Annotated in this window: 18 protein-coding genes; 9 read left to right on the top strand and 9 right to left on the bottom strand. The window is 58.1% G+C overall.

What is annotated here, in order from left to right; all coding sequences use genetic code 11:
* Positions 1–38: 38 nt before the first annotated feature.
* Entirely contained in the window at positions 39–167 is a 129-nt protein-coding gene (locus ACA043_RS07610; protein ID WP_007914492.1) for a PA1414 family protein, read from the bottom strand.
* A 142-nt stretch (positions 168–309) separates the two neighbouring features.
* Positions 310–1203 carry a putrescine utilization regulator PtrR gene (gene ptrR / locus ACA043_RS07605; protein WP_497617015.1) on the bottom strand — a complete coding sequence of 298 codons (894 nt, stop codon included), beginning with the start codon at positions 1201–1203 and terminating at the stop codon, positions 310–312.
* A 104-nt stretch (positions 1204–1307) separates the two neighbouring features.
* Between ptrR and ACA043_RS07600 the strand changes: the two genes are divergently transcribed.
* Positions 1308–2486 (top strand): MFS transporter, encoded by a 1179-nt coding sequence (locus ACA043_RS07600; protein WP_497658922.1) that lies wholly within the window; start codon positions 1308–1310, stop codon positions 2484–2486.
* On the opposite strand, the gene ACA043_RS07595 is transcribed toward ACA043_RS07600, so the two are convergent.
* From ACA043_RS07595 to ACA043_RS07585, 3 genes are all read right to left on the bottom strand, one after another.
* Positions 2434–3318 carry a DMT family transporter gene (locus ACA043_RS07595; RefSeq protein WP_497659626.1) on the bottom strand — a complete coding sequence of 295 codons (885 nt, stop codon included), beginning with the start codon at positions 3316–3318 and terminating at the stop codon, positions 2434–2436. The genes ACA043_RS07600 and ACA043_RS07595 overlap by 53 nt on opposite strands.
* A gap of 241 nt (positions 3319–3559) precedes the next feature.
* On the bottom strand, positions 3560–3964 hold the full coding sequence (locus ACA043_RS07590) for a DUF2177 family protein (protein WP_187681254.1): 405 nt from the start codon (positions 3962–3964) through the stop codon (positions 3560–3562).
* Between the two features lie 45 nt (positions 3965–4009).
* Entirely contained in the window at positions 4010–4846 is an 837-nt protein-coding gene (locus ACA043_RS07585) for a CvfB family protein (protein WP_187681255.1), read from the bottom strand.
* Positions 4847–5187: 341 nt separating this feature from the next.
* Between ACA043_RS07585 and ACA043_RS07580 the strand changes: the two genes are divergently transcribed.
* From ACA043_RS07580 to ACA043_RS07570, 3 genes are all read left to right on the top strand, one after another.
* Positions 5188–5376 carry a PFL_1563 family small protein gene (locus tag ACA043_RS07580; RefSeq protein WP_016985943.1) on the top strand — a complete coding sequence of 63 codons (189 nt, stop codon included), beginning with the start codon at positions 5188–5190 and terminating at the stop codon, positions 5374–5376.
* A 216-nt stretch (positions 5377–5592) separates the two neighbouring features.
* The gene (locus ACA043_RS07575; protein WP_497658921.1) at positions 5593–6309 is read left to right on the top strand and encodes a TorF family putative porin; all 717 of its coding nucleotides are present in this window, start codon (positions 5593–5595) and stop codon (positions 6307–6309) included.
* Positions 6310–6385: 76 nt separating this feature from the next.
* The gene (locus ACA043_RS07570; protein WP_497658920.1) at positions 6386–7255 is read left to right on the top strand and encodes a DUF6279 family lipoprotein; all 870 of its coding nucleotides are present in this window, start codon (positions 6386–6388) and stop codon (positions 7253–7255) included.
* A gap of 77 nt (positions 7256–7332) precedes the next feature.
* Here the strand turns inward: ACA043_RS07570 and ACA043_RS07565 are convergent, their stop codons facing one another.
* Positions 7333–7725 carry a transcriptional regulator gene (locus ACA043_RS07565; RefSeq protein ID WP_401266616.1) on the bottom strand — a complete coding sequence of 131 codons (393 nt, stop codon included), beginning with the start codon at positions 7723–7725 and terminating at the stop codon, positions 7333–7335.
* A 175-nt stretch (positions 7726–7900) separates the two neighbouring features.
* Between ACA043_RS07565 and ACA043_RS07560 the strand changes: the two genes are divergently transcribed.
* Positions 7901–8635, top strand: coding sequence for a DUF899 domain-containing protein (locus ACA043_RS07560; protein ID WP_497658919.1), 735 nt, complete (start codon positions 7901–7903; stop codon positions 8633–8635).
* 70 nt (positions 8636–8705) lie between these two features.
* Here ACA043_RS07560 and ACA043_RS07555 read toward each other — a convergent pair whose 3' ends face one another.
* Positions 8706–19622, bottom strand: coding sequence for a two-partner secretion domain-containing protein (locus ACA043_RS07555; protein WP_497658918.1), 10917 nt, complete (start codon positions 19620–19622; stop codon positions 8706–8708).
* A gap of 461 nt (positions 19623–20083) precedes the next feature.
* Here ACA043_RS07555 and ACA043_RS07550 point away from each other — a divergent pair, with 461 nt between their 5' ends.
* The 3 genes from ACA043_RS07550 (at position 20084) to ACA043_RS07540 (ending at position 21824) form a co-directional block, all read left to right on the top strand.
* The gene (locus tag ACA043_RS07550) at positions 20084–20359 is read left to right on the top strand and encodes a hypothetical protein (RefSeq protein WP_497617007.1); all 276 of its coding nucleotides are present in this window, start codon (positions 20084–20086) and stop codon (positions 20357–20359) included.
* Between the two features lie 268 nt (positions 20360–20627).
* A complete protein-coding gene (locus ACA043_RS07545; protein ID WP_489878462.1) occupies positions 20628–21212 on the top strand; it encodes a C39 family peptidase in 585 nt (194 codons plus the stop codon).
* A gap of 12 nt (positions 21213–21224) precedes the next feature.
* On the top strand, positions 21225–21824 hold the full coding sequence (locus ACA043_RS07540; RefSeq protein ID WP_497617005.1) for a hypothetical protein: 600 nt from the start codon (positions 21225–21227) through the stop codon (positions 21822–21824).
* Positions 21825–21886: 62 nt separating this feature from the next.
* On the opposite strand, the gene ACA043_RS07535 is transcribed toward ACA043_RS07540, so the two are convergent.
* Positions 21887–23227, bottom strand: a complete 1341-nt coding sequence (locus tag ACA043_RS07535; protein WP_038358505.1) for a DEAD/DEAH box helicase — start codon at positions 23225–23227, stop codon at positions 21887–21889.
* A gap of 191 nt (positions 23228–23418) precedes the next feature.
* On the opposite strand from ACA043_RS07535, the gene ACA043_RS07530 reads away from it, so the two are divergent.
* A complete protein-coding gene (locus tag ACA043_RS07530; protein WP_497658917.1) occupies positions 23419–24717 on the top strand; it encodes a mechanosensitive ion channel family protein in 1299 nt (432 codons plus the stop codon).
* Positions 24718–24824: 107 nt separating this feature from the next.
* Here ACA043_RS07530 and ACA043_RS07525 read toward each other — a convergent pair whose 3' ends face one another.
* Positions 24825–25691 carry a carboxylate/amino acid/amine transporter gene (locus ACA043_RS07525; RefSeq protein WP_497658916.1) on the bottom strand — a complete coding sequence of 289 codons (867 nt, stop codon included), beginning with the start codon at positions 25689–25691 and terminating at the stop codon, positions 24825–24827.
* Positions 25692–25814: the final 123 nt, after the last annotated feature.

Genomic DNA, 25814 nt, shown 5'->3' with positions numbered 1-25814 from the left:
TTTGATCTTAAGTCTTTTGAACCTTTACGTCGGGGGCCTTACCGCCGACGCTGCTGACGCCGACGCTGTTCGTCGTCCGTGCGAATCGGTACCGGTTGCAGAGGCGGTTCGATCAAGCCGAGGGCAACACCCAAATCGTGCAGCCAATTTTGAATTTTCTCTTTCATCGTCATGCCCCCTTCAGGGTGGTGCCGAGCGACCGGAATTCTGAGGCCGCTTCGCACTGATAATAGTCCGAACTCCTACGCAATGCTTGAGCAATTCCGCAATGATCTGTTACTGAATTGAACAGAGTCTGCTGACATTGGTTCAAGCCGTTTCCCGAGTTTCAGCCAAAGGCGCGGGATAGACGGCGTGCTGCACTTCGATCCATGCATTGAGGTTGGCGCCAACCATGCCCCGGCGCCACATGAGCCACGTTGTCGCACCCGCAAACGGCTCTGCCAAAGGGTGCACCGCGACGCTCTCGCGCCCCGGCAGACTGGCCAGCATCGACTCCGACATCAGCGCCACGCCACTGCCGGCAATCACGCAAGCGAGCATGCCCTGATAGGACTCAATCTCCATCGCCCGGCCCATCGCTGCGTGATCGTGCGCGAACCACGCCTCCAATCGCATACGGTAGGAACAGCCCTGGCGAAAGGTGAACACTGAGCGCCCTTCGACATCTCTGGCACTGCTTACCGGCGGATGATCGGCTTCAGTGATCAGCACCAGCCTTTCCTCACACAACGGCACGCCGTCGAGCCCGGCCAGCTCCAGCGGCCCGTCCACCAGTGCCGCATCGAGGCGTCCGGTGAGCAAACCTTCGAGCAACTCACCGCTCGGCGCGGACTGCACTTGCAGGTTCACCGCCGGATATTGCTTGTGATACCGCGCCAGCAGCGCCGGCAAATGGATCGCCGCCGTGCTGTACATGGTGCCCAACACAAAATCCCCCGCCGGTTGCCCGCCCATCACCGCCGCGCTGGCCTGATCACGCAGGGCAAACAGTTTGCCGGTGTAGTCCAACAGGACTTTCCCCGCAGGCGACAACTGCAAACGCTGACGCTCACGGACGAACAATTCGACGCCCATTTGCTCTTCCAGCTGTTTCAGGCGGGTCGAAAGATTGGAAGGCACTCGATGCAGGCGCTCGGCGGCGCGGGTGATCGAACCTTCTTCGGCGACTGCCTGAAAGATCCGCAGTTGGCTGAACTCCACAATCTTTCTCCAGAACAGAACAAGTTACTCACTATTATTCATTTTTAAAGAAAGTCAATCAGTCTTAGCCTGACGGTCATTGCTCTTCCAACGGAATCCAGACCATGTCACCACTGATTCGCTTATCCGCCTGCTTCGTCGCCCTGATGATGGCCGTGGGCATCGGGCGTTTCGCCCTCACACCACAAATGCCGCATATGCTCAGTGAAGGACAGATCGACCTGACTGCCGCCGGTCTGATTGCCGCGGCCAACTACCTTGGTTACCTGCTCGGTGCAGTGGATGCGATGTTCGCCCATCGTCCGCAGCAGGTTCATCGCCGATTGCACGGTGGCCTGTGGCTGTGTGTGCTGCTGACGCTGGCGTCGTTTTGGGCCAATGGCTTCTGGTCGCATCTGCTGCTGCGCTTTGGCACCGGGGTGGCAAGTGCCTGGGTGATGGTGATGATTACGACGCTCAGTCAGCCATTGGCTGCCGCGACGGGTCGTCCACGGCTTGGGGCGCTGGTATTTGCCGGACCCGGCTTGGGGATTTTTCTGACAGGCGTGTTGGCGCTGGTCTCACATCTGCTGAACCAGACTTCTGCGACGTTGTGGCTGATTTATGCAGCGGCGGCATTGGTGATGATGCTGGGGGTCTGGCGACTCCTGCCGCAACCAGTCGCAGCGAAGACGGCTGTGGCAGCCGTCAATCCATCGAGTCGTGGCATCGGGCGTCTGGCGGTGATCTACGCCCTGTACGGTGTCGGCTACATCATCCCGGCGACGTTCCTGTCGCAGATGGCCAACGCGCAGTTTCACGGGCAATGGCAGGCAGACCTATTCTGGCCGAGCTTCGGCCTGTGCGCGGCAATCGGCGTGTTGCTGGTGAGTCTGCGCCGTCACGATCCGCAGACCACGCGTCACTGGTTGATGGCGACGCTGTGGCTGCAAGCAGCCGGAGTTTTTGCCTGCCTGTTGGGCAGCGGTTGGGGGCTGGCGCTGGGCGTAATCCTCTGCGGCACATCGTTCCTGGCTTGCATGCAACTGGTCATGCAGCGTTCGCGAGAACTGGCGCCCCACGCCACCCAGCGCAACGCCGGCATGCTCACCGCCTGCTTCGCCGCCGGCCAGCTCAGCGGCCCGCTACTGGCCGCGCTGAGCAGCCATTTCAGCGGGGGCTTGCAGCCCGCGCTGGTGATCGCCGGCAGCGGTTTGCTGATTGCCGGCGGGCTGGCGATGCAATCGACTGTTACTGGCCCAGCGCTTTGCGCAAACGCCGACGCACCCACTGTTCAGCGCTGACAAAAGTGATGCCGAGCAACACCAGCACGGCACCGATAACGAAGTTCAGGCTCAGTTGCTCGCCGAGCAGCAACACGCCGAAAGTGACGCCGAACAGCGGCGTCATGAACGAGAACACCGCGAGATTCGCCGCCAGATAACGGCGCAATAACCAGAACCACACCAGGTAACTGAAGAAGGACACGACCAAACCCTGGAACAGCACGCTGGCCACCGCCACGGTAGTCAGATTTACATGGCTGATCTGGCCGCTGAACAGCGCGATCAACAGCAGGCCGATGAAGCCGACGATCAGCTGATAGAACAGCGTCAACGTCACCGGCGCTTCCGACAGTCGCGAGGCGCGCACCACCACGGTGGTCGCGCCCCAGCAGGCGCCAGCCAACACACCAAAGGCATCGCCCAGCAACATGCGCCGGTCAAGGCTGTCCCACGACACACCGCCGGCAAAGGCAATCGCGATGCCAATAAACGCGAGCAGAATCCCCAGCCACTGCAACGGCCGCAGACGCTCGCTGGCCAACAGAAAATGCACGCCCAGCGCGGTGAATATCGGTGCCGTATAGAGGAACACCGACATGTGCGCAGCGGTGGTCAGTTGCAAGCCTTCGCTGATGAAGAAGAACTCCAGACCGAACAAGGCACCGGCCAGCAAGCCGCCGCGCCAGGTGTTGCCGACCTGATCCCAGCCGCCCTTCCAGCAGATGAGCAATCCTACAAGCAACGCGGAAATCCCTGACCGCCCCGCTGCCTGCATCACCGGCGCAATGTCCGGCGCCGCCCACTTGATCATGACCTGCTGCACACCCCAGATCAGGCATAGGCCAATCATCACCTGCAAGGCAAAACGGTCGGCATTGCGCCGCTCGACAATCACCGCAACACCTCGAACACACACAACATGGCAGCCATCCAATGGTCAAAAAACAGTGCTGGGGATTATCAATCAGTCAGACAGAAAAAGCCGTCTGGAAAAGACATTTAGTTCATCGCAGACGTCAGCGGTGAATGGTTGTCGGCTGCGCCGTCATTCGCTGGCAAGCCAGCGAAGAGGCCGGTCAAGGCAACACAAATCAACGATTCGAAACACCAAACCGTCGAGCCACCAAAAACCCGATGGTACAAGCCACAGCGGTGGCAAACGTCCCCCACGCCCAATCCATCAATGACACTTGCGCCGACCACCCACGCAACGTCGCCCAATTGGTCAGGTCATAGGTGCCATACGCCACCAGCCCCAACAACGCGCCCATCTTCGCCGCGCGCTGCCAACTCAGTGCCGGCAACACCACCAACAGCACACACCCGAAAACGTACAGGCAATAAAAAACCGCTGCGGGAATCAGCAGCGGTTTTTCAAGCATCAGCGGACCGAGCAGTTCGCGATAGGTCGGCGCCATCAACAGGCCGAGCCAGACGCCGTCGAGCAAAAGAAACGTCACCAGGGTGGCGACATAGGCAATCAACGATTTTTTCATTTACCCGACCTCAAGTGAGCCCATGCAACATGGGCCACGCCAGGCTCAGGTTAGTTCAATGCGATCGGCGTGAATGACGATCTTGCCTTCCTTGTACAGCGAACCGATGGCCTTCTTGAAGTTGCCCTTGCTGACACCAAAAAGGCTGCTGATCAACGCCGGATCGCTCTTGTCGCTGACCGGCAGCGAGCCATCGTTTTCGCGCAGCTTGGCGAGAATCTTCGAGTTCAGGCTGCTGGCCGCTTCCTGACCGACCGGTTGCAGGCTCAGGCTGATCTTGCCGTCGGCGCGCACTTCCTTGATGAAGCCTTTCTCGATCATGCCGGCGCGCATGAACTTGAAGATTTCGTTCTTGTGAATCAAACCCCAGTGCTTGTTGTTGATGATCGCCTTGAAGCCCATGTCGGTGGCTTCGGCTACCAGCAGGTCAACTTCCTGGCCCTGGCTGTAGTTGGCCGGGGTTTTGTCGAGGTAACGATCCAGACGTGCGGTCGCGGTGATGCGGCGGGTGTGCTTGTCGAGGTAGACGTGCACCACGCAGTACTCGCCGGCGGTCATCTGACGTTTTTCTTCGGAATACGGCAGCAATAGATCTTTCGGCAGGCCCCAATCGAGGAACACGCCGATGCTGTTGACTTCAACCACTTTCAGACTGGCAAATTCACCGACCTGAACTTTTGGTTTTTCAGTGGTGGCGAGAAGTTTGTCTTCGCTGTCCAGATAAATAAAAACATTGAGCCAGTCTTCATCTTCGCTGGGAATATCTTTGGGAATATAACGGTTGGGCAAAAGAATCTCGCCGTCAGCACCGCCGTCCAGATATAAACCGAAGTTAGTGTGTTTAACCACTTGCAAACTGTTGTAACGCCCGACTAAAGCCATTTTCCAGAACCCTCATTGCGTGGGCGGCATTCTACCCGGTTTTGCCCCCAGCGTTGACTGGCAGATTCCTGCCTTCAGCGAAATAGGCGCAAAGCCTTGATTTTCCTTGGACGCGCACGTGACGGTTGCCGCTCGTCAGTCCGCTGTGGCGCATTGCGGCAGCCCCTCACAGCGCCGAAAAATATAAATGATCTTATTTAAAACAGCAGGTTAGCCGATTATTTCGAAAATTGAATCGAGAATAATCCACCATGGAGGTTGGTTATTCCCGGGGATATTTACCAAGCAATTGTCAAGTTATTACTGTACGATGCCTGGCCGAGTTACTTTTCTACAGGTTAATGGCCGCCATGCGTGTAAAAGCATCCACCAGCAAAGCAAAGCCAGCTCCAGCCGTTGAAACCAGCGAATCGATCAACGATCAGATCGCAGCGTTCCTCAAGTCCGGCGGCGAGATTCAGCAAATTGCCAAAGGCGTCAGCGGCCAGACGTTCGGCCCGTCCAAGCAGATCAGCCTGGGCAAGAAGTAACACCCGGTAATACACCCGTCCATAGGCGCTTTGAGCTTCGAAGCGCCTGGACTGGCACCGCAAAATCCCCCTCCGCTTTAAACAAATCTATCATCCATTCTTTGCAAATCGACGAACGGCCATCAATGCCGCGCATTCGCCGGTATCCTTGCACGCGTCTAGATCAAGCGTTTCAGCAGGCTTGCCGCCCTGCGCTCGCTGTTAATGGAGTGACGCATGCGCAAAACATCCTGTTTATCGCTCGTAGGCCTGCTGGCTTGCACGACTGCGCACGCGCAGATTTTCCAGCGTGAACTGGGCGACTTCGACCTCAAACTCGGCACCACGCCCAGCCGCAGCATGGCGCAAGGACTGGTCAAACCGGCGTCCACCGGCTCGTTTCATGGCGGACTAGACCTCAGCCACGACAGTGGCCTGTATTTCGGCCAGTACGCGCCGAGCATGGGAATTACGCCGGGCAAGAACCTCGAAATCGACTCCTACTTCGGTTTTAAACAACCCTTCGATCAAACCCTCGGCTACGAAGTCGGGATGATCCACTACAGCTATCCCAAAGTGGACACCCTCGACAGCCAGGAGTTGTTCGGTGGTCTGACCCTGCTCGGCAGCCGATTCGGCATTGCCTTGAGCAACGACCCGGATAAACAGAACAACACGCTGTTTGCCGACCTTGGCGGCAATCAGCCGTTCGGCATCGGCGTCAGCATGAAGTACACCACTCACCAACTAAACACTCCGGTGGCGGTAGACGGTGGTTATGTCAGCAGTTTCACCGATTGGTCGGTGAAGTTTTCCCGGCCGGTCATGGGCGTCAATCTCGACCTGATCTACAGCAATTCCAGCCTCAGTGGCAGCGATTGCTCGGCCTACTCCGGGCACAACAGCGAGTGCGACGGCCTCGTCACACTCAAAGCCGAGCGCGCGTTCTATTGATCGGCTGAACTGCCGGGTTCATTCTGCGTTCACATAAGAATCAGACCCCAAGGCTGGCCATCGCAAGGATTCGCCCATGTCTCGCTGGTTCACACACATTGTCACCCTGTTGATATTCACCCTAGCCCTCGGCGCCTGTAGCCGCGTAGGCCTGGCCTATCGCAATCTCGACGTGATCATTCCGTGGACGCTCAGCGACTACCTGGACATGAACGGCGAGCAGAAAGGCTGGTTCAACGAACGTCTTCAGGAACACCTGAGTTGGCACTGCACCACGCAACTGCCGGGCTATCTCGACTGGCTCGACCGCTTGCAAACGATGGTCGAGACCAACCAGGTGACTGAAGCCGCACTTGCGGCGCGCACCGAGGAAGCCAAAAAAGCCATTGCTGAAACCGCGCGGGAGATCACCCCGTCCGCTATCGAGTTGCTGCAAGGGCTGGATGACAAACAAGTCGCCGAGATGAACGACGCATTTGCCAAGGATCTGCGCAAGCGCCAGCAGGAATACCTGAAACCGCCGCTGACCCAGCAGATCGCCGAACGCAGTGCGCGCATGGTCAAACGCCTCAACGATTGGCTGGGGCCGTTGAGCGCCACGCAAGAGCAGCGGGTCATGGCCTGGTCGACGACGCTAGGCGACCAGAACACTCAGTGGATCGCTAATCGTGCCCATTGGCAGCAACAGTTCAGCGCAGCCGTCGCTCAGCGCAAGAGTCCGGAGTTCCCACAACGAATCGAGACACTTCTGGTCAATCGCGAGCGTTTATGGACGGCGGATTACCGCAAGGCATTTGCTGACACCGAGGCGCAGGGACGATCGCTGGCGGTTGATTTGATGGCGGAGAGTACACCGCAGCAACGTCAGCGGTTGTTGAAGAAAATTGAAGGGGTGCGCAAGGACTTCAATGATTTGAAGTGTCTGAAGGCCGCTAAACAGGGTTGAAGATCAAAAGATCGCAGCCTTCGGCAGCTCCTACACGGTTATGCGTAGGAGCTGCCGAAGGCTGCGATCTTTTGCTTTCAGGCAATCTGCGCCTTTGAAGCCACTTCATCAAACGTCGCCTCAGCCAGCGCATCCTCCTGCTCATCCAGTACTTGGCGTGGATGATCGTTGCCGGGAATGCTGCTGTCGATCAGGCTCAGCAGGCTGGAACCGCGCGGCGTCAGCACGAAATTGCTTCCTGTGGCGCCCTCTTCATCTGGACGCGGTGCGATGTAGCCACGCAAGAGCAGCAACCTTTCATAATCGCTGGCCAGCGTTTTCAGGCCATCCAGATTCTCGATCGGCTCGCCCGCGCTGGCTTTCTCCGCCGCGTAGTCCTCCGCGTATTTCCGAGGAGCGAAACTTTTGCCTGCACTGTTCTGCACTTCATGCAGCAAGCGCTCAATCAAATCCCAGTTGTAAGTCGTCATCCTGATTCAACCTCCGGTGCGCGTAATTAATGGCGCGGTCATAGGTTGTGACCCGAGCGTGCCGCAGCCGTTCAGCCGCATTTCTCGCCCCGACCGACCGGCGGTCTGTCGAATTCCCTGCCGGTTAAACGACTAGTCTGAAACAGACGGTTTCAACCCCGCAGGAGAAATCATCATGAACGTCGAGAATCATCCGGTGGTGTCGCGCGAAGAATGGCTCGCCGCCCGTAGACAACACCTCGATCACGAAAAAGCCTTCACCAGGGAGCGCGACCGCCTCAGCGCCGAACGTCGCGCATTGCCTTGGGTGAGAATCGACAAGGACTACCACTTTCAAGGCCCGGACGGCGAATTGAAACTGGCTGACCTGTTCGGCAAGAACAGCCAATTGGTCGTCTACCACTTCATGTTCGCCAAGGATTGGGAGGAAGGCTGCCCAGGGTGCTCGTTTCTGAGCGACCACATTGACGGCGCCAATCAGCATCTGGCGCATCACGATATTTCCGTGGTCGCGGTTTCCCACGCACCGTTCAACGAGTTTCAAGACTTTAAACGGCGGATGGGCTGGAAGTTTGACTGGGTGTCGTCGGAAGGTTGCGACTTCAATTACGACTTTGGCGTGTGCGCTCGGGCCGAGGATGTCGCTGCGGGAAAGGCTACTTACAACTATGAAAAGACTGATAGCGCCGAGGAGGAAATGCCGGGGCTGAGCGTGTTTTATCGCGATGATAAAGGTGGGATTTTCCACACTTACTCAACGTATGCCCGTGGGCTGGACATGTTGGTGGGCGCCTACAACTACCTCGATCTGACGCCCAAGGGCAGGAATGAAGGCGAGATCATGGAGTGGGTGCGGCATCACGACAAGTATGAGGCCTCAGGTAAATCCTCCTGCTGTCACGGGAAATAAGGCTCATCGACTTGCTCAAACCCGCCATGCAGACGGGGTTGAGACAAGTTGCCAGAACCAGCCCCGAGCGTTACTGCCTGGATTCACGCTTGGTCTGTTCGATCAACGGCCGGTATTTGTCATAGAGCGCGCCGTAGTTGACGGCCAATGCCGGCGGCATCGTGCCGAGATTTTCCCACCAGGTCATGTTCACGCCGTCTTTGGCAATAATCAGCTTGTTCATCCAGGTGTCGTGCAGCGTGGCAAACGCATTCATGCCCGGCACCGAGTTGGCAATGTTACTGATCAACGTACCGTGGCAGACCGCCAGCAATGAGGTGCAGGAATCATTCAGGCCGATATTCTTGCCCTCGATCCACTCGCCTGCCACCCACTCGCGAGCCACCAGTCCGCCGTCCAGTTGATCAACCTTGGGGCCTCCCGGTCGGTCCTCGCCCGGACGGACATCCGGCCCGCGACCGGTCCAGTACGCGTAAATCTCTGCCAGCGCGCCGGTACCGGCAATGGTCAGCCACGACTTGTCACTGCCGTCACCTGTCAGCAGACCCTTCAGGGCCGTATTGACCGCAAATGCCTTAAGTCGCTCAGTGACACTGATTGTAATCTTGTTACCTTGCGGCCCGATCTTGGTGCCCCACTCACCGGTATAAGAACCGGCACCGGCAATGATCGCCGCCGTGACGTAGCTCTTGATGTTTTCTTCCGAGAGCACATCTTTCAGTGTGTCGGCCAGATTGCCCTTGTTGTTGATGGCGCTGACCGCTGCGGTACTGGCCATCGACGTGATAACGGCAGTCAAGGCGACGTTACCAGCGCCAGCAGCGGTGGTTGCCGTCGCGGCAGCGAAGGTCGAACCCGTTCCGGAAGCCATCCCGCCGACCGCAGCGCTCGCGGCACCGGCTGTCAGCACCGTAACGATGATTGCGACAGCAATGGCAGCCCCCATGCCCATGCCCGAGCTTTGGTAATCCCACTGGTCATGCACTTCCTTGATCATGTGCCAGTCGATATCGCCGCGGTCCTGCATGTCCTTGAGCCAGGCCAGTTGCGGGTCAGCCTTGACCATCGCGTCGATGCTGTCGGCCACGGATTTCTGCGTGACCTCCTTGACGTCGATACGGATATCGCCGGCGGCCTTGATGATGATGTCCCCGGCCGCCAGCAGATGGCTCTGACGAACGGTCTCGTCGGTTTGCCCGGCGCCCTTGGCCGATGTCCAGGCGAGGCTGCTTTTGCTCTTCTCGTGGCTCTCTTTTTCCAGGTCGGTGACACTTTCAAACGTCAGGTCACCACCGCTGCTGATGGTCAGATCTTTCCCGGCGTTCAGATTGGCTGCCTGATATCGCTGATCGCCACCACTGACCAGAGTCAAATCACCGCCACTGCTGATTTCGCTGCCGACGTACTTGACCTTGGTCACCTCGTCATGACGGGTTTCCTTGCGCCCCAGGCTGCCCTTTTTCTTTTTGTCGTAAAGCGAATAGTCGTAGTCCTCAGCCGCCAGCACCTCCAGGTCATTGCCAGCGACCAGATACGCCTCATCGCCGGCGGTGATGCGACTCGATACCACGGTCAGGTCTTTCCCGGCGACGAACCCGGCCTTGCCGCCGGCACTGATCGAACTGGCGATCTGATCAATGTGGTCTTCCTGTGCCGTAACCTTTTTCGACTTGTAGTAGGAATGTGATTCCTCCTCGGCCGAGCCAATCAGCAGGTCACGGTCGGCGCTCATTTCAATATCGCGAGCGGCGCTGATCTGGCTGCCGATAACCGTCAGATCGCGCCCGGCGTTGACCGAGAAATCGCGGCCTGCCGTCGCGGTCGAACCCACCTGATGAACACTGCTGGTCGTGGCACCGGTAAACGCGGAGTTGTTGCTTTGCGCCGAAAGAATGCTGGCATCACGTCCCGCGTCGATGCTCGTATCACGACCGCTGACCAGCGCACTGCCCGTGCTGATAAAGTCGCGACCGGCGCTGGCTTTCAGGTCATTGGTGGCTTCGATGCGTGACGCGTTATCGAGGTACTCGCGGTGCTGCGAGTATCCTTGGGATGCGAAACCGCTGCTGGTGACGGTGCGCTCATTGATGATGTCGCCCTTGACCGACACCAGGTTCACATCGCGCCCGGTGATGATGCCGCCCGATTTGTTGACGATGTTATTGCCCGCCAGCAAGTCGAGACGGTTACCCGCCTCGATCAGGCCACTGTTGACAAGATCATTGCCGGCGGCGGCCGTCAGGTTATTGCTGGCACGCAGGGTTCCGGCGTTCTGTAGATCCTGACCGGCAATCAACTTGACGTTTGCGCCTTGGATCAGCGCGCCATTGGGTGCCAGCCGATTATTGGCCTGAGCCAGATAAAGCACCGGCACCAGAACTTTCTCGCCGTTCACTTCGTGCTCTTCAAGCCAGACGATGTCGTGGGTCAGCGCCGCCACTTGCTCGGCGGTGAGCGTCACGCCCACCGACAGGTCGAGCTGATCCTTGCTGGCGATCGCATTGTTCATCAGGTACTTGAACAGTCCTTCGTCGGAGGTCTGACCATCGATGAAGCGCTGCCCGGTGCGCTCGACCACCGCCTGCTGAATCAGACGCTGTTCGTACAAACCGTCACCCAGCCGTTTGGCACTTTGATCCGGGTCGTACCCCAGATTGGCCAACAGGTAATCCGAACTCATGAATTGTTTAAGTTCGGTGAGTACCGGGTTGGTTTCGATCAGATATTTGTGCGCGTTCGACGGCGCAGGTGTATTCGGCAGGCCCTGAACACGAGCCAGCGTCTGGCTGACATTACCCTTGAGCGACGTATTCGGTGCACCGATCAAAGCACCGGAGCCATCGTTGATGCTGGCATCGATCGCGCTTGCACCGGTGGTCGGCTGTAGACCTGTACGGTCCGCTGTAGTCAGTTGGCGATCCGCTGCACCGACCGCATTGATCGGGTCGACGGTCAATGTACGCCCGCCAGCAGGCAAGTCCGCCTGACGTTGCGTTGTTGTAACGGATGCGCCACCGATGGTCCAGTTCTGTGCGCCAGGAAGCGGTGCCGTGCTTCCCGAAGTGGCGCCCTGACCACTCAGACGAAACAGTCCGTTCTGACCACCGGGTAATTCAAATTCGGGTAACGCCAACGGGTTGACCTGCTGTTGAGCCAGATCCGGTGGCAATTGGCGATTCAGGCTGATCACTGTGGGTTTGGTCCCAGCGCCGGTTCGGGTATCGGCCGTTTTCGCCGGACCACCCGCGGTTGCCGTGTACGAACGCAGTTCGCCGTTGGTGATCTTGTTGGTCGCATTGACGACCACGCTGCCACCCGCCTGCACAATGGCCGGTACATAGCTTTTGTCAGTCGACTCGGTAATGACCGTCTGGAACGGCGTGGCGTTTCTGATTTCAGCCGGGGCGTCCACGCGGACACCGGAAGCGTACTGGGAGGCGCCAAACACTATATCACCGCCGCCCCAGACATCATTCGAATACGTCCCGATGTACTGGGTTCTTGTCTCGCCGACATGCGGGTTGTTTCTGATCCATGGAGTCACCGACGACTGCGCTCCACCGGCAGTCCAGAATCGAATGTCTTTGTCATAACCCGCGTCGTTATGGCTGTTGTAGTTAACGATCTGATCCCACAATTCGGGTTTCGGCGCTTTGTTGGTGATGTACTTGAGCGACGAATAACTGCCCAGCGAACTGCCGGAGTTGTTGAAGGTATCGACGTTGATGGTGATGTCGGACGCGGCGGATACCGTGGAATTGGAGTTGACGAATTCCGACCCGGTCACACTCAGATTACGTCCGGCGGTGATGCTAGAAGCATCGGCATCACCAGAAACTGTCACGTTGAACGTCTGCTGCCAGACCAGGTGCGAATCGACGTCTTCCATGTGTTTGGGACGCGCCGAATCACAGTTGAAGCAGCGCACACCAATGGACGAAGAATCGCCCTCGGTGGTGGTGACGCTGAAGTTCTCCATCTTGTTGTTCACCACTGACGACTTCAATGACATATCGCCGGTGGATTCGATACGCCCGGACAGATTGTCGACGCGAGCCGCCCGGTCTGCACCGTTGTAACCGAGCACATTGATGTCGCCCAGGCTGTATACGTCGCTGTAGGTGTTGGTCAGTGTGCCGACTTGCAGGTTCATGTGAGCGCCGCTGAAAAGCAGCGATCCCTGATTGGCTCGAATGCGGTTATTGGTCAGTGTCTGTGCGTTGATCAGGAGGTTTTTGGCACTGGCCAGCGTACCAAGATTGCTGACCGCACCGGCCCTGATTTCCAGCGCATCAGCGGATGTCAGGCGCCCCATATTGGTGACTTGACCGCTCACGTTGAGCTTGGTCAGACCGCCACCGGCAACACTGGCGCCCTCATTGACCGTCAACTGGGCGGCACCGAATGTGAGGTCGCCTACGCTTGAAACCCGACCGTTACCACCGTAACTGCCGCCCAGTTGCAGATCCATGCTGCCGTCGCTGGCAATCAGTCCGTCATTGACCCAGTTACCACCACGCCCTTGCAGTTGCGTCGAGGCCAGCAATTGACCGCTGGCAGTCTGACTGAAGTTGTTGACGTTGACGTTCAGCCGACCCGCTTGAATCACGCTGGAGTTGCTCCAGGTGTCGGCGTTGAGCGTCAGGCCGCCACGGGTGACGATGCTGCCGCCGGCGCCGGTGACATTGGCAGTGGAGATATCGAACGTACCATCGCCCAGGTGCAGCAGTTGGCCACCGCTGTTCAGGAAGCTGCCGACTGCCAGCGTGAGGTCGGTGTTGCCGGTTTCAAGCACACCATTGCGGTTGTCCAGCAGGCCGCCAATCTGAAACGCCGTTTTGCCAGTGTTGGCTAGCGAACGCAGCTTGCCACCCTGATTATCCAGGCTGGCTGCCTTCACCGACAGAGTCGTGTCGCTTTCCACGACACCGCCGCGGTTGTTCAAATCATTGAGCAGATCCAGATCGATACGATTGCCGGCGATTTGCCCGCCGCTGTTGTCCAGTCGAGTGCCAGTCACGCTGAGCAGATTTTTGGCGTAGAGCCCGCCGTTACGGTTATCCAGCGCGGCCGTGACAATGCTGGCGTCCGCCGTCTGCGCGGAGATCCGTCCGCCATTGTTGTCCAGCCCTGCCAGCGCAGTGAGGGTCAGGCCCTGTGCCTGGATAATGCCGCCCTGACGGTTATTGTTCAGGTCGACACCATTGCGCAACACGCCAACAGTGCGCGCTTGCAATGCGCCCTTGATGCTCGCCAGTACGCCGCCACGGTTGTCGATACTCGAGGCGTTGACACTGACCACACCCGTTTCGGCGATGACTCTGCCACTTTGATTATCCAGATCGCCACTGATATCAAGTGCCAGGCCACTCTGACTCTGGATTGCGCCTTTGCCGTTGGCCAGACTGGCCGCCTTCAATTGCAGGCCGGCGTTCTGGCTATAGATCAAACCATCGGAATGATTGAGCACCGCGCCGCTGGCGGTGATCTGCAAATCATCGTTGGCGGCAATGGTGCCTTTGTTGCTGTTGTCCAATGATCCGGTCAGCAGGCTGAGGTTACCTTGGCTGACCAGTTGCCCGCTGCGGTTGCTCAGGTCAGTAACGCCGGTGATCAGTACAGGGCCGGCACCCGCCAGTTTGCCGGCGTTGTTGTTCAGTTGTCCGAGCAGGTTAAGGGTTATCGCTGCGTTGCCAGCGATCTGGCCAGCACTGTTGTCGACGCGAGTGGCGTTGACGTTGATCGCCTGTTGCGCATTGATCGTACCGCCGGCATTGGTCAATGCCGCACTGCTGATATCGAGCGCCACGCCACTGTCAATGAGACCACCCTGATTGTTGTTGAGTGTCCCGCTCAATGTCAGGGTCTGCCCCGCCGCGCTGCTGAGAATGCCTTTATCACTGTTATCCAGCTCACTCGCCCTGACGTTCAGGCTGCCGTGACTGACCAACGCACCTGAATGACTATTGAGCAATCCACCTGTCAGCTCGACGACCACATCGCCACTGCGGCTGGAGAGCGTGCCACTGTCGCGGTTATCCAGGCTGGCACCTTTGACCGCGAGACTTTCCCAGCCAGAAATCAAGCCCTTGCGGTTGATCAACTCGGTACCGCTGACCGTCAGTTTCTGGCTGCTGATCAACTTGCCGCTGCTGTTGTTCAACGCCCGAGCGATTACGTCAAACGCCAACGCGCTGGAGATCTCGCCACCCTCGTTGTTCAGATCACGCAGACGCTCGAGGGTCAAAGGACCTTTGGCAGTGAGTAATCCGTTGCGATTGTCGAAGTCGCCCTCCGCCAGATCGACGCTGATCGCGTTGTCACCCAACAGACGACCGCCATTTTGGGTCAGCGCAGTCAACTTGAGATTGATATCACCCTTGGCGGAAACCTCACCGCCGTTGCTTGAGTCCAGCGTCGTAGCAGTCACGCTCAACGCACCCAGGCTGTTGATCAGACCATTGCCCCGGTTGTTCAGGGCCATCGCATTGAGCGTAATCGCGTCCTTGGCCAATATCGCGCCGCCCTCGTTGTTCAAGTCGGCACTGTTGAGGTGCAGCGCTTGCTCGGCGTTGATCAGGCCCTTGGCATCATTGCGCAACAAACCGTCCACGGTCAGGTCGAGATTGCCGCGACTGACCAGACTGCCACCGCTATTGTTCAGACTGGCGCTACGGAGATCGATTGCAGCGGCGCCGATCACGCCTTTGACGTTATCCAGGGCATTAGCGATGCGCACGGTCAGGCCCTGACTGCTCAGAAGCTTGCCGCCGTTGCTGTTATCGAAGTTTTGCGCAATCAGGGTGAACGCTTGCGCACTGGAAATTTCACCGCCCTGATTGTTGACCCCATTGAGTTGTTTGAGCAGCAAGGCACCCGGAGCGTTGATCAAGCCGTTCTGATTGTTCAACTGACCGTTATTCATGTCCAGAATCAGGCTTTGCTTACTGAACAACTGCCCGCCCTGCTGATCCAGTCCGGTGACCGAGGCCGTCAACGCACCTTCGCTGCCGATGCGCCCGCCATCGCTGTTGTTCACCTGGCCGGCGTTCAGATTTACCGTGCTGGCGCTGTTGAGTTGTCCGGACTGACTGTTGTCAAACGCACCCGTGGTAACGGTGACCGCGCCTTTGGCGCTGATAGTGGCTTTTTGGTGGTTATCGAGGCGCGTACTAACGAGGCTGAGCGCGCCGTTGGTGACCATGTTGCCGCCCTGGTTATCGACAGCGCCCTGACTGTTGACCGTCAGATCCCCTGCACTCGACAGACTGCCAAGGGCGTTTGTCAGTTGCGCTGTATTGACCGCCAATTCGCCTTCGCTGCTGACCTTGCCCCGGCTGTTATCGAATGCCCCGCTCAGGTCCAATCGGGCCGCGTGCAAACTCAGCAGGTTGCCACCGCTGTTATCCAGCGTGCGGCCTTGCAGGTTCAGCACGGATCGGCTGCTGATCAATCCGTCATTGCGATTGAGCAATTGATCGACAGTCAGGGCCAGCGCCTGTCCTGCGAACATCTTCCCGGCGTCGCTGTTATCGAGTTTGTCACCGGTTATCGATACTTGGGCGTTGCTGGTGATTTCTCCCCCTCGGTTGTCAACATCGCCGACATTGAGGGTCACGTCCTGCGTTGCACCCAGCAGACCGCTTTGGCGATTATCAAGTGTCTCGGCGTTCAGGCCGAGCGTACCGGTCGCGATCAGCTTGCCTTGGCGGTTATCCAGTTTTCTGACCGCAAGCAAAGCATCCGTCTTGCTGGCGATACTGCCGGCACGGTTATCCAGCGTGCCGGCCCTAAGCAGCAACTGCCCGTCGGCGATCAACGTACCGGCATGGTTGTTCAAGTCTTTGCCGACAGCCAGTTCCAGCCGTCCATTGCTGCTGATCAATCCTTCGGCATTATCCAGACTGTCACTTTGAGCATCGACCGAAGCGGCCGAAATCACACCTTTGAGATTATTCAGTGCGTGCGCAATACGCAGCGTCAGACCTGCTTGGCTCAGGAGCTTGCCTTGACTGTTATCAAGCTCATTGACAGCAAGCGTAAAGGCCAGTCGGCTGGAGATTTCACCGCCCTGGTTGTTCACGCCAGCAAGGTTTTTCAGCAATAGCGTTCCGGGGGCATTGATCAAGCCGTTGCGGTTATCCAAATCACCGTTGTTCAGATCCAGGGACAGGCTGTCTTTGCTGAACAACTCGCCAGCCTGCTGTTTGAGTCCGGTGACCGAAACCGTCATGGCTTGCTGGCTGGCGATCCGTCCGCCAGCGTTGTTGACCTGGTTGGCCTTGAGTTCAAGCGACGCACCGCTGATCAAGTGGCCGCCCTGACTATTATCCATATCGCCGGTATGGATCAGCGTGACATCCTTGGCCGAGACCGATCCATTGCGGCTGTTATCCAGACTGCCACTGCTAAGGTTCAACGTGCCGTCAGTGGAAATCGAACCGTCCTGATTGATCACTTCACCCTGCGTGGTCAGCGCCAGTGCGCCGGCACTGCCCAAGCTACCGGCACTGTTGTCGATACGATTGGCAGCGACGGTCAATGTGCCTTCGCTACTGACCAGGCCCTGGACATTGAGCATGGCGTCGTCGAGGGTGATGACCAGACCCTTGAGGCTTTCCAGCCTGCCGCCTGAGTTGTTAAGCGAGCTGCCGATCAACCCGGTAGCGCCCTTGGCGCTGATCAGCCCTTTGTTCTGATTATTCAATGTAGCCACTGCCAGTGTCAGATCCGCGCCGGCGAGCAGCTTGCCGCCGTCAGCGTTATCCAGACGCTTGCCGCTGATATTCATCAACAGCGTGGCGGAGAGTTCACCCGCGCGGTTGTCGACCTGGTCGACATTCAACTTCAATGCCTTGGTGGTCCCGACCAGTCCGCCGTTACGATTGTCGAGGCTGTTGCCGGTCAGGCTCAGATTGCCCTGCGCAACCAGTGCACCGCCCTGTTGTTGCAACAGGCCAATGGTAGCGAGCAAGTCAGCCTGGCTGGAGATCCGTCCCTGAGCGTTGTGCACCTCATCGAGTGTGAGAGTCACAGGGCCGACCGCACTAAAAAGACCGCCGCTGTTATCAAGATAATTGCCCTGCAAGGTCATCGCCGCTTTACCGGTGATCTGACCCTTGTCACGGTTATCCAATCGATTGATTTGCAGATTCAGTTGCTTGTCAGCCTGGATGATCCCTCCTCGGTTGTCCGCACTGTCGCCGCGCAGTGCCAGCGAGTTTTTACCAATGACCTTGCCCGCGCGATTGTCGAGACTGCCGGTTTGCGCGTCGATAGAGCCCTTGGTGGTGATTTCACCTTTGTCACGGTTGTCGAGCAGGCCATTGATGCGCAGGACAAGGCCGTTATCGCTGACCACAATGCCACCGTCACGGTTGTCTAAACTGCCCGCCTTGAGAGACAGAACCTGACCTGAGCCGAGCATGCCGTCACGGTTGTCCAGCGCCCCGCCGAGATCAATATTGAGCCCCAGGTCACCTAGAATCCGGCCGCTGCGATTGTCCAGGGTCAGGCCATTGAGACGCGTCGTGCGCGTGCTGGAAATCTCACCAGCGCTGTTGTCGAGCTGGCCGACGGCGCCCTGTAAATCGCCTGCACTGTTGATCAGGCCGCCCGTGTTCTGCACTTGATTGGCCGTCACATTCAGGGTGCCGCGACTCAACACACGTCCGTTGTTACGGTTGTCCAGTGTTCCCGCCGTCACTGCAGTGGTTTGCCCGCTGAGGGAGCCGCCCTGGTTGTTCAGGGTCTGCACCGCGATTACCGTCAGGTTGCGGCTGGCAGTCAAGCTCTTACCTTGGTTTTCAAGATTCTGCGCATTGAGGTTCAGGTCGCCATGTGTGTTGCGACTGCCGTCGGCATTGACGCCGGCCTCGATAGCTCCGGCGTTGTTCAGTTGCCCACCGGCGCTGAGGTTGATGCTGTCGCGGGCCGCGAGGGTTTGCCGGTTAGTCAGGTTGCCTTGGGTTTGTACATTGACGTCGGTACCGGCATAGACAGGGCCTTGCGCATCGAGACTCGCAGCTTTGACATTGACTGACGTAGCGGCAGACGTCTGCGCCAGCGTGAGCTGGCCGTTGGCATCAATCTGGATATCGCCACCACTGGCGGCAACGTTGCCCACCAGTTTCACGCCGACTCCAGCCTCGGTTCCCACCAGTTTGATCGCCCCGGCGTACATGCCGCCAAGCGCCGAAGAGTCGATGGCCAGTTGTGGTTTGGCGCTGCCGTCATCGGCGCGGGCAGTGGCATTGAGGGTTTGCGCGTTGACGTCGTTGCGGCCGGCAACAATGGTCAGATTCTGCGCCTGGATCTGGGCGTTTATTCTGGCGCTGCGGGTGATGATTTCGAAACGATCGACGTTGCTTGCATTGAGCCCGGCGCCTTCAATGGCGACACCGCCCTGATCGACCTGAAATCGATCCAGTTGACCGTTTTCGATCACCGGTTTGCCAGTGGTCAATGTCACACGTGGAGCGTTGATGAAGCCGCAACCATTGCAGGTAATCCCGTAAGGGTTTGCGACAATGACCCGCGCCGACTGCCCCGCCACTTCGGTGTAACCACGCAGTTGACTCGGGTTCCCGCTGATGACTTCGTTGAGAATCGCTTGCGCCGAACCGCTGTTCTTCAGGTTCGGGTTGCCGATGATGTGGCCCCCCAGTTGTGTGGCCGAGGTCTGTGCCGCGCCGTTGTTGAGGATGACGCCCTGTGCACCAACGTTGTAATCGTGGAATTGGTTATGTGACAGCCCACTTCCATTAGGCGTGGCGATGTTGATGATTGGCACGCCGTTGCCGGCCCGATCCAGCGATGTATTCGGGTTGGCCACCACGATCCCGTCGGCCTGCGCCCACATCGGTTGCCAGAACATGACGTTCGCCAGCAGAAATGCCAGTCCGCGCTTGGGCATCCCCCAAAAGTGTTCACGGGTTTCGATACTGCAAGATTGACGCGCGGCGAAGGCGTAGTGGCGAACATCCATGTTGAAAGTCTCATCGCGTGCAGCTGATTGATCGGCAAAATCGACAGGCAAAGCAGTCCCTACCCGGCCAAATGAAGCATGCCGGTAGAGTGAGAAACTGAATTAGGGGGATATAGGCGCGCTTGGGTCAGAACGTCCAAAGCGTTGCAAAACCATCACAGAATCGGTCTGCGACAAGTCTGTTCGATCCCTCGAAACCGCACATTGATATCAATGTGGTGGCTCGATGGTAGATTGCCATCATTCTGACGTCAACAACCCGTTATGCAACTATTTCAGCAACCGCTCTAGCGCGGGGTTTAGCGCACAAAGTTGATTTTTTGCGGGAGTTATCGACATTTTCGATTCAACAACAACGACGGCAGCGCCTGGGTTGAACCAGAACAAACAGGACTGAACTTTCTTCAGGCCACACCCCTCAACCGGTTAACCCGCCTTAACCGGAACTGAGGCCTGCCACCATGAATACCCTGATCAAGCTCACCCTCGCTGCCACTCTCGCCTGTGCCCTGCCCGCTTGGGCTTGCACGCCGGAAGAAGCTACCGCCAAACGCGAACAACTGGCCAAGGAAGTCTCCAAGCTCACCGAGCAGAATCCGGCCAAGGCAAAGGAGATCAACGCCGAATTGCAGAAGATGGACCTGGGCACCGCCAGTGCGGATTTGCCGGACAAGTGCCAGTTGATTGATCAGCGGTTAAAAGAGCTCAATTCGGCCGAGAAGAAAGCCGAGGGTTAACAAACCAAAGTCAAAAGATCGTCCGATCGCGGGCCGAGCCTTCGGCAGGTCCTACAAGGATCGGCCCGCGATCGGACGATCTTTTGATCCTGATAATGCACTAGTGCATTTATTTTATTGCATTAATGCATACTGCGACTAAGGTTACCTCGAGCAAGGAGATCGGCGCCCGCCATGGAACATGGCCAACCTTTAACCCCGATCGCTCGGCAACACCGCTGCACCCATACAAGCTGGACGCTTGTTTTCACTCATGGAGGATTGAAAAATGTTAACCAATGAAGCAACCCGATTCACCGGCGAGACCCTGCCAAGGTGCCTGATCGGCCATCTGCTCGACCCGCAACTGGTCGAGGTCGAGGCCGCTGAACACGCCAATGCCTTGGCTGCCAGCAGCCTCAACTTCAGCATGCAACAGCAGACCCAGACCAACTGGTGCTGGGCGGCCGTTTCCGCCTCGGTCGGCAACTATTACGGCACCGGGAACTGGACCCAGTGTGGCGTTGCCAGTTCGGAACTCAACCGCAACTGCTGCAACCAGCCGGGGCCGTGCAACGTCTATGGCTATCTTGATTCCGCCCTGCGCACCACGCGCAGTTATAACGGTATGAATCAGGGTTCGCTGCAGATGTCGGCCATTCAGAACCAGATCAACATGGGCCGCCCCGTCGGCCTGCGCTGTGCCTGGTACGGCGGCGGTGCGCACTTCCTGACGATCTATGGCACCAACGGCAACTACGTGCTGGTCGCGGATTCGATCTACGGCTATTCGACCCGCGCGCTGAACGCATTCCCCGGTTCGTACAACGGCGGCGGCAACTGGACCAACACTTACTTCACCGCAAAAAACTAGGAGGGCGACATCATGCAACTGACTTATCCAAAGGCGCCTTCCAACGGCGTACAGACTTTGCGTCCGGCACTACAAGCCGCCCTGCAAACCCAGGGCTTCGGCGCGAACCGGCAGTTTGCGAACGCTGTACCTGCGAAGATCAGCCTCAGTGAAGCCTGGCGTGGTTACTCGCTGAGCCTGGAGGACTTGAGCAACGGCAAAGGTCTGCCAGATGCCCGAGTGGGCGATTGGCATTACCTGGTGTTCGCCGATGGCGTAACCATTGCCGATGCGCAATTGGTCGACGTTCGCGGCCATGTCGAGTTCGCTTCGTTGAACCATGGTGGCCTGGCGGCTGCCACGGTCGGTGCGCTGAAATTGGCCGAGCAATCGCCGCAATTGCAGGGCAAAACCGTGGAACCGCGGTTGTTGTTTGTTTCGGCGTTGCACGTTGTAGCGATCTGGCTGCACGCCGATGGTGAAGATGTGCTGATTCCAATCGAGCCAACGCCCAAGGAATTGGCGGGCACCAGGTTGTACAGCGAGGCGGCGCTGCTCGCGTTGCTTAAACCGGCGGCTGACAAGGCCAAGCAACGTTTTGACGCCGACACCAGCGGGCTGCTCGGGAGCTGACAAATCCCGGCGATAAAAAAACCCGGACACTGTCCGGGTTTTTTATGTGCGCCTGAAACGACTTACTCAGCCGCAGGCTCTGCCGGCTTGCGGCGCTTGAGCGGCGCCATGCCGTCGCTGCTCACCAGAGAATCCGGCTTCGGACGGTTGACGCTCTTGCGCTTGGTCGGCGTCTTGGCGGCGGTTTTCTTCTTGTCGCCCTTGGCGTCGGTCTTTTTCTTCTTCACGCCGACAGCTTTACCCGAGGCCTTGACCTTTTTCGGCCCGCCGTAGGTGCCTTTGACTTCCTTGATGGTGCGGCGCTCGAAGCTCTGCTTCAGATAACGCTCGATGCTCGACATCAGGTTCCAGTCGCCGTGGCAGATCAGCGAGATCGCCAGACCGTCGTTACCGGCACGACCGGTGCGGCCGATGCGGTGCACGTACTCGTCGCCGCTGCGTGGCATGTCGAAGTTGATCACCAGGTCCAGGCCGTCAACGTCCAGACCACGGGCCGCCACATCGGTCGCCACCAGAATCTTCACGCCGCCCTGCTTCAGACGATCGATCGCCAGTTTGCGATCCTTCTGGTCTTTCTCGCCGTGCAGCACGAACGCCTTGTATTCCTGAGCCACAAGGCGGCCGTAGATGCGGTCGGCCATGGCGCGGGTGTTGGTGAAAACGATGGCCTTCTGATAGGTCTCGTTGGCCAGCAGCCAGTTCACGATTTGTTCTTTGTGCTGGTTGTGGTCGGCGGTGATGATCTGCTGACGAGTGGTCGAGTTCAACTGGCTGACCGCGTTGAGCTGCAAGTGCTCAGGGTTGTTCAGCACTTTGCCGATCATCTCGCGCAGACCGGAACCGCCGGTGGTGGCGGAGAACAGCATGGTCTGCTGACGGTTCGGGCATTCGTCGACCAGACGTTGCACGTCTTCGGCGAAACCCATGTCGAGCATGCGGTCGGCTTCGTCGAGCACCAGCACTTCAACTTCTTTCAAGTCGAGGTTGCCAGCGTTGAGTTGCTCGATCATCCGGCCCGGGGTGCCGATGAGGATGTCCGGCACCTTGCGCAGCATCGCTGCTTGCACCTTGAAATCTTCACCGCCGGTGATCAGGCCGGATTTGATGAAGGTGAACTGCGAGAAGCGTTCAACTTCTTTCAGCGTTTGCTGAGCCAGTTCACGGGTCGGCAGCAGGATCAGGGTCTTGATGCTGACGCGAACCTTGGCCGGGCCAATCAGGCGGTTGAGGATTGGCAGGACGAAAGCAGCAGTCTTGCCGCTACCGGTTTGCGCCGTCACCCGCAGGTCACGCCCCTGAAGCGCCAGCGGAATGGCCGCTGCTTGCACAGGCGTTGGCTCGACAAATTTCAGCTCGGCCACAGCTTTGAGCAGGCGTTCGTGCAGGGCGAATTGGGAAAACACGGGTGCTACCTCGAAGATATGCAAAAAAACAGCTGCATAGATTACCGGTTTCGAGCGCTCAGGCCGAGTTTCTTTATACAAACGGTGCTAATCAGTGGCTTTTTTGTTGCTCGATTTGTCTCTTACGGTAATACGCAGCGTCTTAAATGCTCTAATCGCCCATCGCGTCTTATAGAAGAATCGTTTCTCTTATGGATTTCAAACAGCTCTGGCTCAAAGCCCAAGACCTATGGGGCACCCTCGAACAGCATCCGTTTCTGCAATCCGGCCTGGCGCTGATCCTGCTTTTGGTGATCGCGCTGGTGCTCGGACGAGTGGCGCGCTATTTGATCCTGCATGCCAGCCGCATGCTCGGTCGTCAGCCGGCGCTGCACTGGCTCAACGACTTTCGCCACAACAAGGTGTTCCAGCGTCTGGCGCAGATGACGCCGTCACTGGTGATCCAGTTCGGCTTGCATCTGGTGCCGGAGCTGAGCAAAACCGCGATGACGTTCCTTGGCAACGTCGCGCTGTCGTTCACCATCTTGTTCCTGTTGCTGTCGATCAGCGCCCTGCTCAATGCCTTGCTCGACATCTACGCCCGCACCGAACACGCCCGCACCCGCTCGATCAAGGGTTACGTGCAACTGGCGAAAATGGTCTTGTACGTGTTTGGCGCGATCATCATCGTCGCCACGCTGATCGACCGTTCGCCGTTGTTGCTGCTGTCGGGTCTGGGTGCGATGTCGGCGGTGATTCTGTTGGTCTACAAGGACACCCTGCTGTCCTTCGTCGCCAGTGTGCAACTGACCAGCAACGACATGCTGCGGGTCGGCGACTGGATCGAGATGCCGCAAGTCGGCGCCGATGGCGACGTGGTCGATATCACGCTGCACACGGTCAAGGTGCAGAATTTCGACAAGACGATTGTGTCGATCCCGACCTGGCGGCTGATGTCCGAGTCGTTCCGAAACTGGCGCGGCATGCAGCAGTCCGGCGGGCGGCGGATCAAGCGCAGTCTGTTCATCGACGCCAGCGGCGTGCGTTTCATCCGTGACGATGAAGAAGAGAAACTGAGCCAGGTGCATCTGCTGACCGGCTACATGAGCCGCAAGAAAGCCGAACTCAAGGCTTGGAACGAAGCACAGGGCAATGTGGCGGCGATGTCGGCCAACCGTCGGCGGATGACCAATATCGGCACCTTTCGCGCTTATGCCTTGGCGTATTTGAAGAGTCACCCGGAGGTGCAACCGAACATGACCTGCATGGTGCGCCAGATGCAAACCACGGCGCAGGGCATTCCGCTGGAAATCTACTGCTTCACCAGCACCACGGTGTGGGCCGATTACGAGCGGATTCAGGGGGATATTTTCGATTACCTGCTGGCGGTGTTGCCGGAGTTTGGTTTGAGCCTGTATCAGCAGCCGAGTGGCGGGGATTTGCGTGTGGGAATGCTGCCGGCGGTGCTCGGCGCGGCCAGCATTCCAGAGCCGCAAAAACATCTCATGTAAAACCACCGATCTACTGTAGGAGTGAGCCTGCTCGCGATAGCGGTGGGTCAGACAAATCAATGATGACTGACCCACCGCTATCGCGAGCAGGCTCACTCCTACAGGGGTTAGGCGGTGGCTTGAGATCTGCGGATGCCTAAACGGCTGATCCACACCGCCGCCAGAATCACACTCCCGCCGAGGAACAACCTGCCCAGTTCCTCATCCTGATTCCAGATCAGCAAGTTCAGCAGCAACCCCACCGGTACATGCAGGTTGTTCATCACCGCCAGCGTGCCACCGTTGACCATGCACGCGCCTTTGTTCCACCAATACAGGCCCAGCGCCGTCGAGACCAGACCGAGGAACAGCAGCACGCCCCATTGCAGCGGCGCTTCGGGCAGGAAGTTGGCTTTGCCGAACAGCAGGAATGCCGGCAGCACCACCGCCAGTGCGCCGAGGTAGAAGTAGCCAAAGCGGCGATAATGCGGCAGATCGCTCGGGTGTTTCGCCACCAGATGTTTGTACAACACCTGCCCGGCGGCATAGGTGAAGTTGGCCAGTTGCAGCAGCAGGAAGCCCATGAAGAAGTCCGGGTTGATCCGGTCGAAGCGAATCACCGCTGCGCCGCCTACCGCCACCAATGCGGCGATCAGTGCCCACGGGTTGAAGCGGCGGTTGAGCGCATCTTCGATCAGGGTTACATGCAATGGCGTGAGGATGGTGAACAGCAACACCTCGGGCACCGTCAGCACACGGAAGCTCAGATAGAGGCAAACGTAAGTCACACCGAACTGCAACGCCCCAATCACCAACATGCCGCGCATGAACGAAGGTTCCACCGAACGCCAGCGGGTCAGCGGGATGAACACCAGCCCGGCTAGCAGCACACGTACCAGCACCGCAAAGTAGCTGTCGACATGACCGGCCAGGTATTCGCCGATCAGACTGAAGGAAAACGCCTGGATCAGCGTGACAAAAAGTAGATAGCCCATGATCGCCTCTGTTTCGAATGGCGGCGACGATAGCGGTTTTTACTTTCTGGAACCAATACAAAATCCCAGGCAAAAAAAAGCCCGATCTCGCTAATGCGTTCAATCGGGCTACAGCACTCAGGA

This window comes from Pseudomonas sp. LBUM1648 (genome assembly GCF_059716145.1).
Note: the sequence above shows the minus strand (reverse complement) of the source record. Positions and strands in the feature narration are given on the sequence as shown.